At 59.3% G+C, this 17067-nt stretch carries 13 protein-coding genes and 2 pseudogenes; 11 read left to right on the forward strand and 4 right to left on the reverse strand.

What is annotated here, in order from left to right; translation table 11 throughout:
- A pseudogene (locus BUE39_RS34570) lies at positions 1-170 on the reverse strand (IS256 family transposase); the annotation flags it as partial.
- A gap of 291 nt (positions 171-461) precedes the next feature.
- Here BUE39_RS34570 and BUE39_RS30310 point away from each other — a divergent pair.
- A complete protein-coding gene (locus BUE39_RS30310; RefSeq protein ID WP_176035851.1) occupies positions 462-1193 on the forward strand; it encodes a dienelactone hydrolase family protein in 732 nt (243 codons plus the stop codon).
- A gap of 253 nt (positions 1194-1446) precedes the next feature.
- Positions 1447-2222, forward strand: a pseudogene (locus tag BUE39_RS30320) (thiolase family protein); the annotation flags it as partial.
- Positions 2223-2302: 80 nt separating this feature from the next.
- Here BUE39_RS30320 and BUE39_RS30325 read toward each other — a convergent pair.
- The gene (locus BUE39_RS30325; protein WP_073432350.1) at positions 2303-2845 is read right to left on the reverse strand and encodes an EF-hand domain-containing protein; all 543 of its coding nucleotides are present in this window, start codon (positions 2843-2845) and stop codon (positions 2303-2305) included.
- Positions 2846-3740: 895 nt separating this feature from the next.
- Positions 3741-4532: an alpha/beta fold hydrolase gene (locus tag BUE39_RS30335; RefSeq protein ID WP_073432352.1), complete on the reverse strand. Its 792-nt coding sequence runs from the start codon at positions 4530-4532 to the stop codon at positions 3741-3743.
- A 351-nt stretch (positions 4533-4883) separates the two neighbouring features.
- Between BUE39_RS30335 and BUE39_RS30340 the strand changes: the two genes are divergently transcribed.
- The 4 genes from BUE39_RS30340 (at position 4884) to BUE39_RS30355 (ending at position 7611) form a co-directional block, all read left to right on the forward strand.
- Positions 4884-5309 (forward strand): MarR family winged helix-turn-helix transcriptional regulator, encoded by a 426-nt coding sequence (locus tag BUE39_RS30340; protein ID WP_073432374.1) that lies wholly within the window; start codon positions 4884-4886, stop codon positions 5307-5309.
- Positions 5310-5390: 81 nt separating this feature from the next.
- Positions 5391-5939 (forward strand): nuclear transport factor 2 family protein, encoded by a 549-nt coding sequence (locus BUE39_RS30345; protein ID WP_073432353.1) that lies wholly within the window; start codon positions 5391-5393, stop codon positions 5937-5939.
- A 2-nt stretch (positions 5940-5941) separates the two neighbouring features.
- A complete protein-coding gene (locus BUE39_RS30350) occupies positions 5942-6988 on the forward strand; it encodes an aldo/keto reductase (protein ID WP_073432375.1) in 1047 nt (348 codons plus the stop codon).
- A 2-nt stretch (positions 6989-6990) separates the two neighbouring features.
- The gene (locus BUE39_RS30355; RefSeq protein WP_073432354.1) at positions 6991-7611 is read left to right on the forward strand and encodes a glutathione S-transferase family protein; all 621 of its coding nucleotides are present in this window, start codon (positions 6991-6993) and stop codon (positions 7609-7611) included.
- 3 nt (positions 7612-7614) lie between these two features.
- Here the strand turns inward: BUE39_RS30355 and BUE39_RS30360 are convergent, their stop codons facing one another.
- The gene (locus BUE39_RS30360; RefSeq protein ID WP_084561522.1) at positions 7615-8595 is read right to left on the reverse strand and encodes an AraC family transcriptional regulator; all 981 of its coding nucleotides are present in this window, start codon (positions 8593-8595) and stop codon (positions 7615-7617) included.
- 465 nt (positions 8596-9060) lie between these two features.
- Here BUE39_RS30360 and BUE39_RS30365 point away from each other — a divergent pair, with 465 nt between their 5' ends.
- The 5 genes from BUE39_RS30365 to BUE39_RS30385 all read left to right on the forward strand — a co-directional run bounded on the left by BUE39_RS30365 (position 9061) and on the right by BUE39_RS30385 (position 16999).
- Positions 9061-10299, forward strand: a complete 1239-nt coding sequence (locus BUE39_RS30365; RefSeq protein ID WP_073432377.1) for an efflux RND transporter periplasmic adaptor subunit — start codon at positions 9061-9063, stop codon at positions 10297-10299.
- A gap of 14 nt (positions 10300-10313) precedes the next feature.
- Entirely contained in the window at positions 10314-13451 is a 3138-nt protein-coding gene (locus tag BUE39_RS30370) for an efflux RND transporter permease subunit (RefSeq protein ID WP_073432355.1), read from the forward strand.
- Complete coding sequence (locus tag BUE39_RS30375; RefSeq protein ID WP_083086167.1) at positions 13448-15121, forward strand: efflux transporter outer membrane subunit; 1674 nt, start codon at positions 13448-13450, stop codon at positions 15119-15121. Before BUE39_RS30370 ends, BUE39_RS30375 begins: the two co-directional genes overlap by 4 nt.
- A gap of 174 nt (positions 15122-15295) precedes the next feature.
- The gene (locus BUE39_RS30380; protein WP_073432356.1) at positions 15296-16270 is read left to right on the forward strand and encodes a LysR family transcriptional regulator; all 975 of its coding nucleotides are present in this window, start codon (positions 15296-15298) and stop codon (positions 16268-16270) included.
- Positions 16271-16429: 159 nt separating this feature from the next.
- Positions 16430-16999, forward strand: a complete 570-nt coding sequence (locus tag BUE39_RS30385) for a TetR/AcrR family transcriptional regulator (RefSeq protein WP_073432357.1) — start codon at positions 16430-16432, stop codon at positions 16997-16999.
- The last annotated feature ends 68 nt before the right edge of the window (positions 17000-17067 follow it).

Below are 17067 nucleotides of genomic sequence, written 5' to 3' on the forward strand. Positions count from 1 at the left end.
GCACGCTGGCCGTGCAGGGTCTTGACGTTCTCGAACCGTTCCAATAGCGCCGACAGCTCCGCCTCGATGGCCTGCTGAATCACCTGCCGCGCTCCCTGCCGCACCAGTTCGTCCAGACCCAGACCGGCCCCCGATAGACCGACGACTTCTTTTTCCGTAAACTTGCTCATGGTGGATGGTTTGTTGTTTGCTGGTTTCCGACTTCGACAATCAGATTCTCAGCTGAAACCTCCACCGCCTTCAATCTCCCGCCTTAACTCCCCCGTACACCAGTTCCGACTTTAGCTCCACGGAGAAACCTCGCAGCGATAAGAGACGAGTTTGTCATCTCTCATGCGCGGGGATCCGTGGTCGTAGGCGGTAAATGAATGCCCTCTGCTACTCTGAAAGCCGGTTGACTACGCAACAAGCAGGCAGCCGCACTTAACTTGAACTGTCGATTAATTATGGGAGGAAACCCGATGCGCAACGTGGGAACCATGGTCAGCTTTTGCCGCCCGGACGGTCAAGCCGTTGAGGGCTATCTTGCTAATCCGGCGAAGTTGGAAGGCGCACCGGCAATCGTTGTGATCCAGGAGTGGTGGGGGCTGAACGCTCAGATCCGGGGCGTGGCGGACCGTCTGTCTCACGCGGGCTACATCGCGCTGGTACCCGACCTGTATAGAGGAAAGTCTACAGTCGAGGAGGAAGAGGCTCACCACTACATGGATAGTCTCGACTTTGCTGATGCGATCTCTCAGGACGTTCGCGGCGCCGTTCAATACCTGAGTACGTACACGCGAAATATCGGTGTAACCGGGTTTTGCATGGGTGGCGCATTGACGGTTCTTGCCCTCAGCGCTGTCCCCGAATTTACGGCTGGCGTTATTTGGTACGGATTCCCGCCACTGAATCGTTTGGACGCCTCTAGCATCAAAGCGCCGATCCAGGCGCACTGGGCCACTCAGGACGCGTTCTTTCCAGCCGCGAGTGTCGATGTGCTCGAGGGGAAGTTTACCCGCAGTGGGGTCTCGGCGGAATTCCATCGCTATCTTGCACATCATGCCTTTGCCAATGAAACCGCCGTAGGCGATGGGCGCATACCAGGTACACAATACGATCCGGTCTGGGCGCAACTCGCATGGGACCGCACACTGACCTTTTTTGGCCGCACGCTTTGGAAGGAGCCAGTCGCGGTGAGACGTACGTCATGAGCAATTGCGGTACTTCACGGCGCGATGCGACGCAGCGGCGAAAGGGCGTAACGCCGAGGCCATCGCCGAATACCGGCTAGCTGTGCTGCACGCCGTGGAAGGCGTGGAGAACGCGTTCATGGTGCTGTCGCAACCACAACTGAGGGCGTCGGAACTCGAAGCACTGGCGGGGTACCTCCAGCGTGCCCGCGACCTGTCGGAAAAAGCATATGAATCGGGCGCGATCACGCTCGCCGACGTGCTCGACGCGGATCATTCCCCGCTCCATCGGAGCAATTTGTGTCGCAAAGCTAGCGACGCGTTCTCGGGCCAGCACTCGGCGCTGGCATACCAGAAGATCTGGTGACGCGCTTTGACTTGACGCGCGAAGCGCAAGACCGATGGGCCGAGCGTTCGCAACAGCGCTTTACCGCGGCGCAGGCCAATCGCCTCTTCGACAAAGAGATCGTTGCGTTGCAGATTCCTTCGCGTTCGGGTGCGGTTACGTTCGCGCGCGATGAAGCCCCGCGGCGCGCCACAACTTTGGAGGCACTGTCGGGCCTCAGACCCGCGTTTCGCCCGGACGGAACGATCACCGCGGGCAACGCGCCAGGACTCAATAGCGGTGGCGCGGCAACGATCGTGGCCTCACGGTCGTTCGCCGACGAACGCGGGTTGGATGCGCTGGTTCCTATTGCTGGCTTCGGCGTGGCGGCTGTAGCACCCGAGATGTTCGGCATCGGACCGGTACCGCCCGTCAGGCAGGCTGTCGAACGCGCGGGCTGGTCGTTGCATGAATTGGACAGGGTCGAAATCAACGAGGCCTTCGCGGCCGTGCCTCTCGCGATGATGAAAGAGCTTGGCTTGCCCGCAGATATCGTCGACGCCAATGGAGGTGCGATCGCGCACGGTCACCCTATCGGTGCAATAGGCGCCGTATTGGTTACGAGGCTCGCGCACTCGATGCGCCGCGATGAATTGCGGCGTGGTCTCGTTACGTTATGCATAGGCGGCGGTCAGGGCATTGCGCTCGCGCTTGGGGCCGTTTGACGACATGCTTCACCCGCCTCTCTGCCTGGTCACGTCGCCACCTACGCTAGGTGACCGCGCCCTCAAGAGCAGCCATTGGCCTATTCGGTTTGGCGGGCATTCTTCCAGTATGCCGAAGCTACATCCTCGCCCGACTTCAGAAACCGATCAATCGCTGACTTTTGCATGCCTCCGTTTGGGTCTTGGGTGTAGGAATGCATCAGTGTATTGAACAACTCGTTCCCCGCGCGGATGCTGTCGTTGACGCCATCAACGTATTCCGAAACGGTCAGTTGACTATCGCCTGATGAGTCAAACGCTTTGAAAAGCTTGTCGGCGGCGTCTATCGCAAGACCAGCGCGTTTCATTTGCGTTTCAAACTCGTTTTTCGAAAGCTGTCTATCACCGCTTGAGTCGCCTTGCACGAACATCTGAGGGGCCCAAGCGACAGCCAGAGGTGTCGCAGTCAAAGAATCCGGCTTTTTCGTCCCATCGCTAAGAGTGACGACAACTGATTGACGTGTGCTCTTGTCGGCAAGTTCAGCCGCACCGGGCGACTCCATCGGAGCGCGTGCGCTTCGCTTGGCCTCCGAGTTCGTCTGCAATAGGATTGTTAGTGAGCTTCCGACGGAATCGATTGACATATCTAAAGTCCTTCTAAGCGTTTATCCGAAATGGCCGAGACGTTCATCGGCCGCGCGCAATACACCATTGCTTAAAGAGCAAGTGTCGTAAAGCCTGAACAGCCGCCTCCTGAGCGCGGGCGACACCTACAATTTGGATTACGGTAAAACTCCAAAAAAAACGTTAGCCATTTCAGTCTTTCATCTGTTGTTTTTCTCGGCCATACCTTTACTTTCAAGGTTTGGCAAAAACGGCAAGGTCGCGTCTCGAAGAGAAAATCGCTAAACCGATAAAAATGAAGAATGGAGGGGAACTGATGCCACCGTTGCTGCGGCCGCCGAAACCCCCGCCGCGACAGCTATTTCAGACGCAAGCCAGCAGGCGATAGCGCTCTGCCGACTGGCATCGCGCTGCGGCGTCCCACGCCCCAGCCGCAGCCAGTTTCCTGCGGGAGCATTTCCCACCGAATACCGAACTGCAGCACGAACGACCTAAATTTTTCCTAGAGGTGCATCACCTCGTCACCAAAGCGCAAAGCATCACGCCCGCGCTGACCGCCATTTCTAGTCTGCTAGAAACCCCGGACAAAGCGAAGAATCTCCAGGTTATGCTTTTCCGTGTCGCCGGCATGTTGATCCTGCTGGCCATCTACGTCGCTCCTGCTCATGCCAATTTCATTAGGCGAAGCGCTGATTGATGAGATTCGTTGCGTAGCTGGTTGGCTGGATGTGGTTGCCATGCAAGCGGAAAGTAGCAATGACGACAGAAGCATCGTACCTACCGCGATTATTTTGCGTGTGATCATTTTTCAGGTTGTCAGGGAAATGATATCTCTGGTCGCACTGCGTGAGCCTCTTGCGCAAGAGGGCGGGCGCGGCGAGCGTCAGTCCGCCGCGCTGATGCTTTCGCGACCAGTCAGAGCACGCCAGTGGCTCGTGCCGCGTCGAGAATTACCGCGGCCACCGCGGCAGGTTGAGACATCAGTGCTACATGGCTCGCGCCAGCAATCGACGTTATCTTCGCGCCGATCTCTTTTGCCTCGGCCCGCTGGAGCGCTGCTGGAATGATCTGGTCCTGGTCGCCATAGACCCACCACGACGGTTTGGACTTCCAGGCGGCCTGAGACACCTTATCGGTAAGGCAGCGCGCATTGAGCGGTCCCTGAGCGGTGGCGAGCACACTGGATGTGTCTTTCGGAAGATCCGGTGCGAAACTGCTCAGGTAGGTGTCAGTGTTCAGCGTAAGGAATCCAGCTTCGTCGGGTACCAGACCTGCCTGCCAGGCCGGCTTCGGGAATGGGCTCGTCAGGTCGGAGATCGACTGGTTGTCTCCGGGCGCGAATGCTGACACATAAACGAGACCTGCAACCTTGTTAATGCTGCCGGCTTGCGTAATGACCGCGCCTCCGTAGGAGTGTCCGACCAGAAGGACGGGCCCCTGCTGGGCATCGATGGCACGGGTAACGGTTGCGGCATCGTCGGCTAACGACGTGCGGGGAAGCTGAACAGTGACTACTTTCAGACCACGCGCCTGCAATACGCGCGTGATCGACGACCAGCTGGAGCCGTCGGCCCACGCGCCGTGTACCAGTACGACTGTTCCGGTGGTGCTCGCTGAGGAGCTGCCGCATGCCGCAACGGATGCAAGGGTGACGAGACCGAGCGATACGACAAGAGCGGCAAAGAGCCGCAGAATGTAAGACTTCATGATAGGAACGTTAAGACGCGAAGTGAGATTTGAATATCGCGCCCGTCTAGCGACAGAAAGTATCAGGGCGAGCGCGACGCCATCGCGAACGGTAACCGGCCTCAGGGGCGCTGCCTATTGCATGTCGTCCGGTTTCAATGACATTGCGTCCGAAAGATAAGCGAGAAGATTTCCATGGCCAATACGACTGTATGCCGCAGCGTGTTGCAATGTCGGCCGACAAAGGGTGGGCGACCGGAAAGTCGGCCGATGTCTGGAAGTGACCCCCCCACAAAAGCAAGTCTCCGACAGCATGGCGAGCCATTACACGAAGCGTTGACAAACGTGCAGTTGCACATGAGAATGCGAAACATGAACCCGCTAACTGGTCCCGATCTGTGTCACTGTCTGGCTGCGCGTCGCGCTGCGAGGTATGTGTCGCGTATTTACGATAGCCATCTGTCAGACGTCGGCATTTCGATCTCGCAATTTTCGATACTTGCGCTCATCGAAGAGCATCCAGGAATCGCGGTTGCCGATCTGGCGGACCTGATGGTCATGGAGCGGACCACGTTAGTACGTGCACTCAGACCCCTGCGGGACGCAACGTGGTTGACGAGCGCTGCGGAAGGTCCAAAAGCGGCACTGACGTTCACGCTGTCCGCTGCGGGCAAGGCGAAGCTGTCGGAAGCTGAGCCGTGCTGGCGAGCAGCGCAGGCGGAGTTCGAAGCTGGCTTCGGTCGCAAACAGGCGACTGCGCTGCGAGCAGGTCTGTTGAGCGTCGTTTTTGCGACCTGAAAATTTTTTTGAGTTTATATGTGTAATTGCACATTATGGCCTACCTCATTCCGATAAATATTCTTCTTTAAAGGATCTTGCATGACAGCCTTTCCCTCCGTCCAAAATACGAGCACGGTCAGCGCCGAAGACCGCGTCAGCGCAGTCGATTTCGTCAATCGCGTCAACTGGTTCTTCGAGACATGGGACGTCGAAGCCATGATCGAGGCGTTCCTGCCCGACGCCGTCGCGTACCACTTTCACGGAACGATTAGTGGACACGCCGAAATCCGGCACTTCTTCGAGCACGACTATCCGTACCTGATACCGGGCGTGAGCCGTCACGCCACGAATCATATCGTCGATGCGGACGAAGACGGCGTTGTCGTGCGATACCAGAATCTGCTGGTTCGCCATGCAGCGCCTGAGGATGCGACGAAACTGGGTGCCGGTCAGGTGATGCACAGCGATAGCGGACTGCCCGCGATCTGGCTGTATTCGCCGATGCGTGATCGTCTGCGCAAGACGGCAAGGGGATGGAGGATTTACGAGCGCTATATTGGTGGCTCGACCACCAACCGTGCGCTGACGCCTGCCGACACGTCGGCAACTGCGGCGGCCCCGTATCTCCCGAAACTTGAAGGGGTGTGATCGTGCGATATCGTCTCTTTGGTCAACATACTGGGCTGCGGGTATCCGAGTTGGTGCTCGGTACTGCGAATTTCGGCGGCCGGTGGGGGTACGGATCAGATATCGACGCCGCGCGCGAGATCGTTGACCGTTACGCGGACGCGGGCGGTAACTTTCTGGATTGCGCCGACGTGTATCAGTTTGGGGAGTCCGAGGAGTTTCTCGGTAAGCTCCTCCCGGGCCGTCGCGATAACTTCGTGATTGCGACCAAGTACACTCAGGCAGCGGCGCCCAACATGGGTGCTTTGGCGACGGGCAATAGCCGGCTCGCGATGCGCCTGTCTGTTGAGGCGAGCCTCAAGCGTCTCAAGAGCGATCGCATCGACCTCTACTGGGTGCACTTTTCCGATGGCATCACGCCAACGGACGAGATCATGCGAGGCCTGGACGACCTCGTGCGCAGCGGCAAGGTGCTCTATATCGGATTGTCCGACTTCCCTGCGTGGCGCGTCGCGCGGGCGGCAACGATCGCCGAGTTGCGCGGCTGGGCACGAGTCGCCGGCTTGCAGTTCGAGCACAGCCTGGTCGAGCGTACAGCCGAGCACGAACTGATGCCGGCAGGCAAGGCCCTTGGACTGGGGATGGTGGCATGGTCGCCGCTCGGTGGTGGATTGCTTTCGGGCAAGTACCGTCGGGGCGAGAAAGGGCGCCTTGAAGCACTGGGCGGTGCGGTATTCCAGCAGGAAAATTCCGGCCAGCGTATGGCCATCGTCGATGCCACCCTTGCGGTTGCGACCGAGCTTGGGGTCACGCCATCCGAAGTGGCAGTAGCGTGGGTCTTGCTAAAGGGTTCACTGCCGATCATTGGACCTCGGACGAGCGAACAGTTATCAGCATACCTTGGCGCTTCAAAGCTCACGCTTGCGCAGCATCACGTCGAGCGGCTGGATCGTGCCAGCGCATTGGCTCCGATCTTTCCGCAGTCGATGATCGATGCGCCAGCGTACCGGCAAGCTGCGGCCGGAGGCCAGTACGAGCGCATCGTCATGCCCGAAACGCCGGCTCCCTGACAATGTCCGCCGACGTTACCCTGTACGGCGCGAAGACGGGTAACTGTCTTCGCGTGGCGATTGCGCTGGAGGAACTCGCGATCGCTCACCAGGTCGTGAAGCTCGATCTTCGGGCGGGGGAGCAGCGCACACCAGATTTCCTTTCACTGAATCCGGGTGGAAAAGTGCCGGTGCTGCGAGTTCGCTCGTCGGCGGCGCCTCCGCTTGTTCTCGCGCAGTCCAATGCGATTCTTCTTTACCTTGCCCGACGAGCGGGAGGCAGGTTGTTACCGCCCGAAACGGATGCATCGGCGCCCTTTGCACTCGAGCGATTCTTTTTTTTCGTGACTGACGTGATCGCGCCCAGTCATGCATCCTTCTTTCTGAAGAACGAAGGATGCGAAGAGGGGCGAAGATTGATGGAACGGCGCTGTCTTAATGTACTCCTTGCAAGCGAGATGTTTCTGGAAAACGCACCATTCATGGCGGGGCAGTCATTCACGCTCGCAGACATCGCGGCTGTCAGCATAGTGGCCGCGTTGTCGTCGTCGATCGACTGGGCGCAGTATCCGCTTCTTCAGCGATGGTTCGCTGGCGTGATGGTGCGGCCCAGCGTAGAGCGTGGCATGATCGCTTTCGACTGAAGCTCAGCGTGACGGCATGCCCTGATCCGGATCCGCACCATGACGTACGGCGCCGGGTGAATATCCGAAACGCGCCTTGAAGGCCCGTGAGAACGAGGAGTCCGACTGGTAACCGGCAACAGACGCTGCCTCGCTGATTCGCACGCCGCTGTTGCGCAGCAGATCCGCGGCAAGGCTCAGGCGCCACCGTGCGAGATACCTGAGCGGCGGCTCGCCGACAATCTCCGTGAATCGGTCCGCAAAGTGCGACCGGGACATGGTCGCAATCTTCGCGAGCGCCCCAAGTTTCCATTCACGCGCGGGATCCTCATGCATGGCCGCCAGTGCACGCCCAAGTCGTGCGTCGCCGAGGCCCCGGAGCCATCCGCTATGAGCGGGACTCTTCGCCACCCACTCGCGCAAGCTCCGTATCACCAGCAGATCGATCAGGCGCGAGATCATGAGCGCAGCGCCTGGCGACGGCTCGCTCGCTTCCAGCCGCACGAACCGCAGGATCGCGTGTTGCCATTCCGGTGTACCCGATGCGTCGGCCCGGAGGTGAATGACATCTGGGAGACCCCCAATCAATGAGCCGGCGGATGCCGATTCGAATACGAACGAGCCCGTCAGGACGCGAAAGGGCTTTTCGGCGAAGCTGCGACATTCATCGGGTCGCGAGGGTGATCCGGGCAGAGAGTCAAGCGCATGGATTGCGGAGAGAACGTGCGCACATCCTTTAGGTAGCAAAACAAGATCACCGGCGACTAACGTCGCCGTATCGATAGCGATCGCGTCGAGCCGGAAGGCGCCGTCCTGAATAAAGTGAAAGCGGGCGCGTCCAGCATCAAAGGGCTTGCGTTGCGCCTCGGCAGTCTCGTATACCTCGATTGATTCGCCTCGTAGCCGTATCAGATCCAGAACGTCGGAAAGCACATCTTGCCGGGACAGCCTGTGTGCACGCGATTGCTCATGAATGGATCGCCTCATCGCGTCGTCGCCGATCATGTCTTGCGCCTTAAAAAAAAGCGCACTTCGGGGAACGTGCGCCGCGACAAAAGAAGGACCGGTATGGAGGAGCGCTCCTTCATGCCGCAAAAAGACCAAACGCAATCACCCACGATGGCCCCGAAAGCGGTTTCACGCGCACAGTGGTTAAAAGCTTGCACAGCATAGCGGATCGAACTCCTCGCATAAATCCGTCGATGATGAATAGACATGCTGGCAAGGGCGAACAATCTGGCGAAGCGTTGCTGGTTCTGAGATGCATCGGTCCAGGGTCGGTAGAGCTATTAGTTAGCGCCCTGAAAAGGCTTGACATATTAGATTTCATATGTAATCTAACGCAAGTTAGAAGTTACCGCTAATCTAAATAGCCACGTTGTCCGGTCCGCGCAATCAGTTGGTGCGCCGATCGGTCGAGACGCCGTTTCGCGAAGAGGCGAACGACAACACTTTTCGAGGTGATTGAAGTTGGATACGAAAACAAGGCTGGAAGACGGCGGCACAGTTCATCGTGCGCGATATGGCACGGTGGGCCGGCGCGCCAGAACCTGGGCTGCCGCGGCCGCTGTGATCATGGTAAGCGGGGGCGGGTGGTTTCTCTACTCGCATGGTCGTGGTGATAGCGTCGCCAATGCGCGACCCCTGCCGCCCCACGAGGTAACGATCAGCCGCCCGCTGGTACGCGACCTCGACACCCGACTCGGATTTCTTGGCCAGTTCTCGGCAGTCGATCAGGTGGAACTGCGCGCACAGGTAGGCGGTACGCTCACAGGTATTCACTTCAGGGACGGCGACATCGTTCACAAGGGCGATCTGCTGTTCACCATCGATCCCGTGCCGTATGAGATTCGGCTCGCGCAGGCGACTGCCCTGCGCCGGACCGCTGAGGCGCGCCTGGTTCTGGCGAAGCAGGAGCTGGCGCGTGCGCAGGAACTGGAGCGCAATGATGCTGGCACGACGCAGAACGTCGAGCAGCGTACGTCCGAACTGAATGCTGCGCAAGCTGCACTGGACGATGCTGCGGCGCGGATCCGCGACACCCGCTTCGATCTGGATCGCTGCCGCATCACGGCGCCGTTTACCGGCCGCATTGGCAGGCATCTCGTTTCCACCGGTAACCTGATTGCAGGCAGCCGTGGCGCAACGAGCCCGACGACATTGCTCGCGACGCTCGTCTCGCTCGATCCGGTCTACCTCGACTTCGACATGAGCGAGGCGGACTTCCAGTCGTTTTCGCAGTATCGCGGCGACACCAAAGGACCGATTGCAAATCGCGTCGAACTCGCGGCGGGCGATTCGACGACCTACACACGGCAAGGCACGCTCGATTTCGTCGACAACGTGCTGGACCGTTCCAGCGGCACGATCCACGCTCGAGCGACGGTGTCCAATGCCGACCTGCGCTTTATACCTGGCGAGTTCTCGCGCGTGCGTCTCGCGGTGGCACATCCCGCACCGACGTTGCTCGTGCCGGACGCATCCGTTTTGCCAGACCAGTCCGAATACCTCGTGATGACGGTTAGCACTGACGGAACGGTTGTGGCAAAGCATGTCGAGGTCGGCGAGATACGAGGGGGGTTGCGCGTGATCCGCTCGGGCCTGTCTCGGGACGATCGCGTGATCGTCGACGGTTTGCCCTTTGCGGCGCCCGGAACGAAAGTGGCGACGCGCGATGGTGCGATCCGCTATGAGCCTAAACAGAACTAGCGGACAGTGAAGCCATGCGTATTGCCCATTTCTTTATCGACAGGCCGCGCTTCGCGACGGTGGTCAGTGCCTTTCTGACGCTAATCGGCCTGGGCGCGATGTTCGTGCTTCCCGTCGCACAGTACCCGGAGATCGTTCCACCGACTGTGCAGGTGACCACATCCTATCCGGGTGCGTCGGCCGAAACGATTGCGCGAACAGTGGCCACGCCGCTGGAGCAGCAGATCAACGGCGTCGAGAACATGCTCTACATGAGCAGCCAGTCCACGGGAGACGGCCGGTTGACGGTCACGGTTACCTTTCGTATCGGCACTGACCTGAACGTCGCGCAGATGCTCACACAGAATCGGGTTCAGGATGCGTTACCGCGCCTGCCCGAAGACGTCCAGCGCCTTGGCGTTCAGGTGAGGAAGTCGACACCTAGCATATTGCTGGCTGTTCACCTGTACTCACCTGACAGAACGCGCGACACACTTTATCTCTCGAACTACGCGACGTTGCACGTGAAGGACACGCTAGCGCGTCTGCAAGGCGTCGGCGACGTGCAGTTCCAGGGTGCCCGTGAGTACGCAATGCGTATCTGGATCGACCCCGACAAGGTCGCAGCCAACAATCTGAATGCGAGTGAAGTGCTCACAGCACTACGCGCGCAGAACCTGCAGGTATCGGCTGGTGTCCTGAACCAGCCGCCCACGGCGGGCAGCGATGCGTACCAGATAAACGTAGAGGCGCTCGGCCGGCTGTCTACGCCACAGCAATTTTCCGACGTGGTCGTCAAGTCCGACGCACAGGGCCGCGTGACGCGGATACGCGATATCGGTCGTGTCGAGGTGGGCGCCGCGGACTATGGTTCAACCGCTTTCATGGACCGTGACAACGCTTCAACATTGCTAATCTATGCGGAGCCCGGTGCGAACTCGCTTGCTGTCGAGCAGCAGGTTTTGTCCGCGATGCGCGGGCTAAAGAATGAGTTCCCCGCAGGAATGGATTACAAAATCATCTACGACCCGACCATCTTTATCGGCAAATCCGTCGACGAGGTGATTGTCACGATATTCGTCGCAATCCTGCTTGTTGTTGGCGTCGTCTTTCTTTTCCTGCAGAACTGGAGGGCCACGATTATCCCGGTCGTTGCAATTCCGGTCTCCCTGCTTGGGTCGTTCATCGTCCTCGCCACCTTCGGAATATCGCTAAACAACCTGTCTCTGTTTGGCCTCGTGCTGGCGGTCGGCATTGTCGTTGACGATGCAATCGTCGTAGTCGAGAACGTCGAGCGCAACATGCGCTCTGGCATGTCGCCGGCTGAGGCGGCTCACCGGACGATGGACGAAGTGGGCGGGGCACTGCTGTCGATTGCGCTGACGCTATGTGCCGTCTTCATCCCGTCTGCCTTCCTCAGCGGGATTTCGGGGCTGTTCTTTCGCCAGTTTGCGGTGACGATCGCAGCATCGACTGTCATATCCTGCTTTGTGTCGCTCACTCTGAGTCCCGCCCTCTGCGCGGTGCTCTTCAAGTCGCATGAGCCGCATATCGCGTTGCACGCGGGCCTCGCGCAGCGTCTGCTACATGCGGGCTTCGATCGCTTCAACAGGGGATTTGACAGATTGTCGTTCGGGTACGGAAACGTCACACGTCGTCTCGTTCGTGGACTCACCGTCGTTCTCGCAATATACGTAGTGCTGATAGGGGTTACGGGTCTTGAGTTTTCTCGTACGCCAACCGGCTTTATTCCGGAACAGGATCAGGGTTATCTGATTACCGTGGTTCAACTCCCGCCGGGCGCGTCACTTGACCGTACCGAGAAAGTGGTCCGAAATGCCATTGACATTATCCTGACGACGCGCGGGATTGAACACGTTGCCCCGTTCGTTGGGCTTGACGCGACAACGTTGACCGTGGCGTCGAACTCAGGAACGATTTTTTCGGGGTTGCCGTCGCTCTACAACCACGAGATTCCGGGCGTGACGGCGAACACTGTGCTGGCCGACCTGCGCAAACGCCTCTCCGTCATCAAGGACGCTTATGTGCTGACCATTCCGCCGCCTCCTGTACAGGGTCTTGGGAATTCGGGCGGGTTCAAGATGATGCTGGAGGACCGCGCAGGACTCGGGTCTGAGGCGCTTGTGCATGCGGCGAATGCCCTTGTTGCTGCCGCCAACAGGGATCCGAGCTTTGCTGGAGTCTTTACCCTGTTCAATGCGGGGTCGCCATCGGTTTTCGCGAATATTGATCGTGTAAGGGCTGAAAAGGTCGGGCTCACACCCACGGATGTGTTTTCCGCCCTGCAGGTCTATCTCGGTTCACAGTACGTGAACGACTTCAACTATCTCGGCAGAACTTATCAGGTCATTGTTCAGGCTGACGGGCAATTCCGGCATACCCCGCAGGACATTACGCGTCTGAAGGCGCGAAACCAGTTCGGTGAGATGGTGCCAATCGGCACGGTGGCGCAAATGGAGAACCGTACGATTCCCTATCGCGTGCCTCGCTACAACCTGTACCCTGCCGCAGAGGTTCAGGGTGTCGCAGCGCCAGGCATTGCCACCGGTACAGCACTCCATCGCATGGAAGAGCTTGCCCATCAGGTGCTGCCGCAGGGTATCAGTTTCGAATGGACGGACCTGGCTTACCAGCAGCAGCAACACGGCACCCCGACGCTCCTGGTATTCGGAGCAGCTGCGCTCTTCGTGTTTCTCGTTCTCGTCGCGCAGTATGAGAGCTGGAAGCTACCGCTTGCGATCGTCCTGATCGTACCGATGTGTATTCTCGCGTCGGTCACTGGCCTGATCGCTCGCGGCATGCCCATCGATATCCTGGCGCAGATCGGCTTCGTCGTTCTCGTCGGACTGGCTGCGAAGAATGCAATCCTGATAGTCGAATTTGCGCGTCAGAAGGAGGGCGAGGGAACCACACCGGTTGACGCCGCGGTGCACGCTGCACGCACACGCCTGCGTCCCATTCTGATGACGTCGTTTGCCTTCATCCTGGGAGTCGCGCCGCTCGCGGTCGCCACAGGAGCCGGCGCTGAAATGCGCCAGTCCCTCGGAACGGCGGTGCTGTTCGGCATGCTGGGTGTGACGTGCTTCGGACTTCTGTTCACCCCTGCCTTCTATGTTTTCATTCGCAAATTTGGCCGCAAGGAGCGCACATGATCTTCACTACTGCCTTTGCTCGCAGACTAATGTGTGTTTCAGGTTCGCAGAGTGAAGCTGGCAATCTTCGACACCAGCCGCATGACGGCGCGCGATATCTGCCCGAGATCAGCGGAGTGAAAACGGCATGCCGGCGGCAGACGGCCGAAGGCATACCTCACACGGTCGTGCGCAAACCGTCACAAAGCCTGCTCCGTGTCATTTCCGCGGGCGTTGCGATTGCAACGGGCGTTGCAGGTTGTGCGGTGGGGCCAGAATATGCGGCACCGACTACGCAGCTTGTGCCGTTCCACAACCGGGTTGCGACAAGCACTCAGCAAGCGTCCAGGCCCGCTCCGCGCCTTGACATCTGGTGGGCCGGATTTGATGACCCGATGCTCGTAACCGTCGTTCAGCGTGCTCTTGCACAGAACCTGGACCTCGCGGCAGCGTTTGCCCGCGTTCAGCAGGCGAGGGCGGTCGCAGCGGGGGCGGGCGCGCAGCTTCTGCCAACGCTTGATTTCGACGCGACGGGCACCGCTGAACACCAGAGCCTGTTAAGTCCGGTCGGTACGATCGCGAGAACGTTTCCTGGCTACAGTCGCGATCAGCGCGAGTACAACGTTGGGGCTGCCGCGAGCTGGGAAATCGATCTGGCCGGCGGACTGCGTCGCAGCGCTGCTGCGGCGCGTGACGAAGTACAGGCGGCCGAGGCCGAGCAACTCGGCACGCGCATTACGGTGGCCGCCGACGCCGCCGATGCATACCTGCAGGTCAGAGGGTTCCAGACCCGGCTTGCGGTGGCGCAGGATCAGATTGGCACGGACGGACGCCTTCTTGAGCTTGTTCGGGTACGGCGTCGCGCCGGCGCGGCAGACGAGAGGGAGATTGCCCAGGCCGAGGCGCTGCTAAAGCAGGCAAGGTCTACCGTACCTACCCTGCGCACGTCGCTTGAGGCGCAACTGAACCGCCTGGATGTGCTCATGGGTGCGCAGCCGGGAACGTACGCGCATGAACTGTCCGTCTCCTCCACCATACCTGCGATCCCGAAAATTGACGATAACGACCAGCCACTGGACGTCCTGAGGCGTAGACCTGACATCATCGCGGCAGAGCGGCGAGTCGCTGCTTCAAGTGAACGGATCGGCGCGGCAATCTCGGGCTATTACCCGAAGATCTCCCTGTCTGGCGCGCTTGGCTTTGACAGCGTGAGCACCAATCACCTCTTTACCGCGGCAGCGTTTCAGCCGGTCGGTACTGGATCGCTTCGGTGGCGTCTGTTTGACTTCGGGAAGGTGGATGCGGAGGTTAAACAGGCGCGAGGCGCGAACGCGGAGGCGCTTGCACTGTATCGCCAGGCGGTGCTCAAGGCCGCTGAGGATGTTGAGAACGCATTCACAGCGCTTTCCCAGACAGAGGCTCGACGGCAGGAGTTGCAGGGCGAAGTGACATCACTGACGCGCGCCCGCGATTTGTCCGAACGCGCCTACAGAGCAGGAGCCATAACCCTCACAGACGTGCTGGACGCGGACCGTCAACTCCTCGTCGCGCGTGACAATCTGGACAGCTCACGCGCGGACGCGGCGCGCGCTGCGGTGGGGGCATTTCGTGCTCTGGGCGGCGGCTGGGACATCTCCCCGGACGCCCGGGTGGCATCGAATAGTTCGCCAGCGGCGGTTCCGGTCAGGTGAGAGGATTGGCCGTTGCCTTGTGTCCTCCGTGACCCGGGTGGTTGTCTGATACGGCGTCGAGTCGACGAGAAAAACGGTTACTGCAACGGCCTGCGTGTGCATCGGTTCAAATAGTTCGCGGTTGCTACGTGCTTATGGCGCTTCTCGACGGCACATGGCAGGAAATGAGACGATATGGACCGGTTTCAGTCAATGCAGGTGTTCGCCAAGGTGGTCGAGCTGAACAGCTTTTCCCGTGCGGCGGACGCGCTCCGTCTTCCGCGTTCGACGGTGTCAGTTGTCGTCAGGAAGCTGGAAGCACACTTGCGGATTCGTCTGATGCAGCGGACAACCCGGCGCCTTGGCCTTACTCTGGAAGGAGCGGAGTACTACAGGCATTGCAAACGGATCCTGGCCGAGATCAGGGAGTCGGAAGAGATGCTGGCTAGCGCTCAGAACGGACCGCGAGGTCGGCTTTCCGTTCAGTTGCCGATGGCGCTTGGAAGAATTGTTGTCTTGCCAGCCATCGACGACTTTCAAAAACGGTTCCCTGATCTGGAGCTGATGATCGGACTGGATGATCAATCCATTCACCCGCGCCATGAGAACCTCGACTGTACAATCCGCATGGGGGAACCTGAAGACCCAGGCGTCATCCAGCGCCGATTGTGTGATTTGGAGATAGTGACTGCTGGCAGCCCCGACTATCTTTTCCGTTACGGCGAACCTCAACGCGTGGAGGATCTCCAGCAACATCTGGCAGTGCAATGCCTCTCACACGCTACCGGAAGAGTCGCGAACTTCATGTTTGACATCAACGGTGATGCGGTCGAGGTCGGCTTGCCGGCTGTGCTTTCAATCAGCGACGCGGAGGCCTGTGCAATATGCAGTGCTCGTGGCATGGGGTTGATTCAGGCTCCGCGGTTCATACTTGCGCCGTACCTGAACTCAGGCGCACTCGTCGAAGTGCTGTCTCAGTGGCAGCCAAGGCCGATGCGGGTTGCTGCCGTATTTCCGCACCGCCGGCAGGTTGCACTTAAAGCACGCGTCTTTGTGGAGTGGGCGGCGGAGCTATTCGAAAAAAGTCCTTTACTTCTGGATAACCTTGATCTTGGGGATTCCTCTCCAAGTGGCTATCGCGTCGACGCAGACGCGCCCTTGATCAACTGATGGCGACCGGCTAGCGGAGAACGGGGTGCCCCGCGCTGGGTGGTGGATCCGTAGGGCGCGACACTTCGTATCACTCCCTACGCAATGAGTGCGTCTCCGACTTGCACCAACGAGCTAGATGTTATATCAAATCCAAATTCACGAAAGATCATTGAGGTCATGAGAAAATCCAGACAGGAGGCGGCCGAGACCCGCCAGCGCATCATCGAGGCGGCGTCCAGCCGGTTTCGGGAAAACGGCATAGACGGGACTGCCGTCGCCGATCTTATGTCGCAGGCGGGCCTGACACACGGCGGATTCTACAAACATTTCACATCGAAGGAACACGTAGTACTGGAGTCGCTGCAACTCGCCGCCGGTTCGCTGCGCGAATCGATGGAAGCGTCGCTGTCGCGTTCGACCGACGTCCGGGGTCTGAATGTCGCAATCAACGACTATCTTTCTCTGGAGCATCGGGACGATCCTGGCAGCGGCTGTCCCTTCGTCGCACTCGCAAGCGAGTTGGCACGCTCCAGCGACGAAGTGCGCGACGCGGCCACGGAGGGCATCGTGAACCTTGTCAACCTGATCGCAAGCCGTCTCACCGAACTGCCACCCGCTGCGGCAAGGAAGAAGGCGCTCGTCATGCTATCAACCATGATGGGCGCACTTACCATGGCGCGTATGGTGAACGACGAGCAGTTGTCGTCCTCCATCCTCCGGGAGGCCAAGAAAGCGCTGCTGCCATGATTTTTGTGGCAGCAGCCATGTTTACGACAGGCGGCGGCCAACTTCATCGGCAAGGACGACTTGGATCA

This window comes from Paraburkholderia terricola, assembly GCF_900142195.1.
GTDB classification, from domain to species: domain Bacteria; phylum Pseudomonadota; class Gammaproteobacteria; order Burkholderiales; family Burkholderiaceae; genus Paraburkholderia; species Paraburkholderia terricola.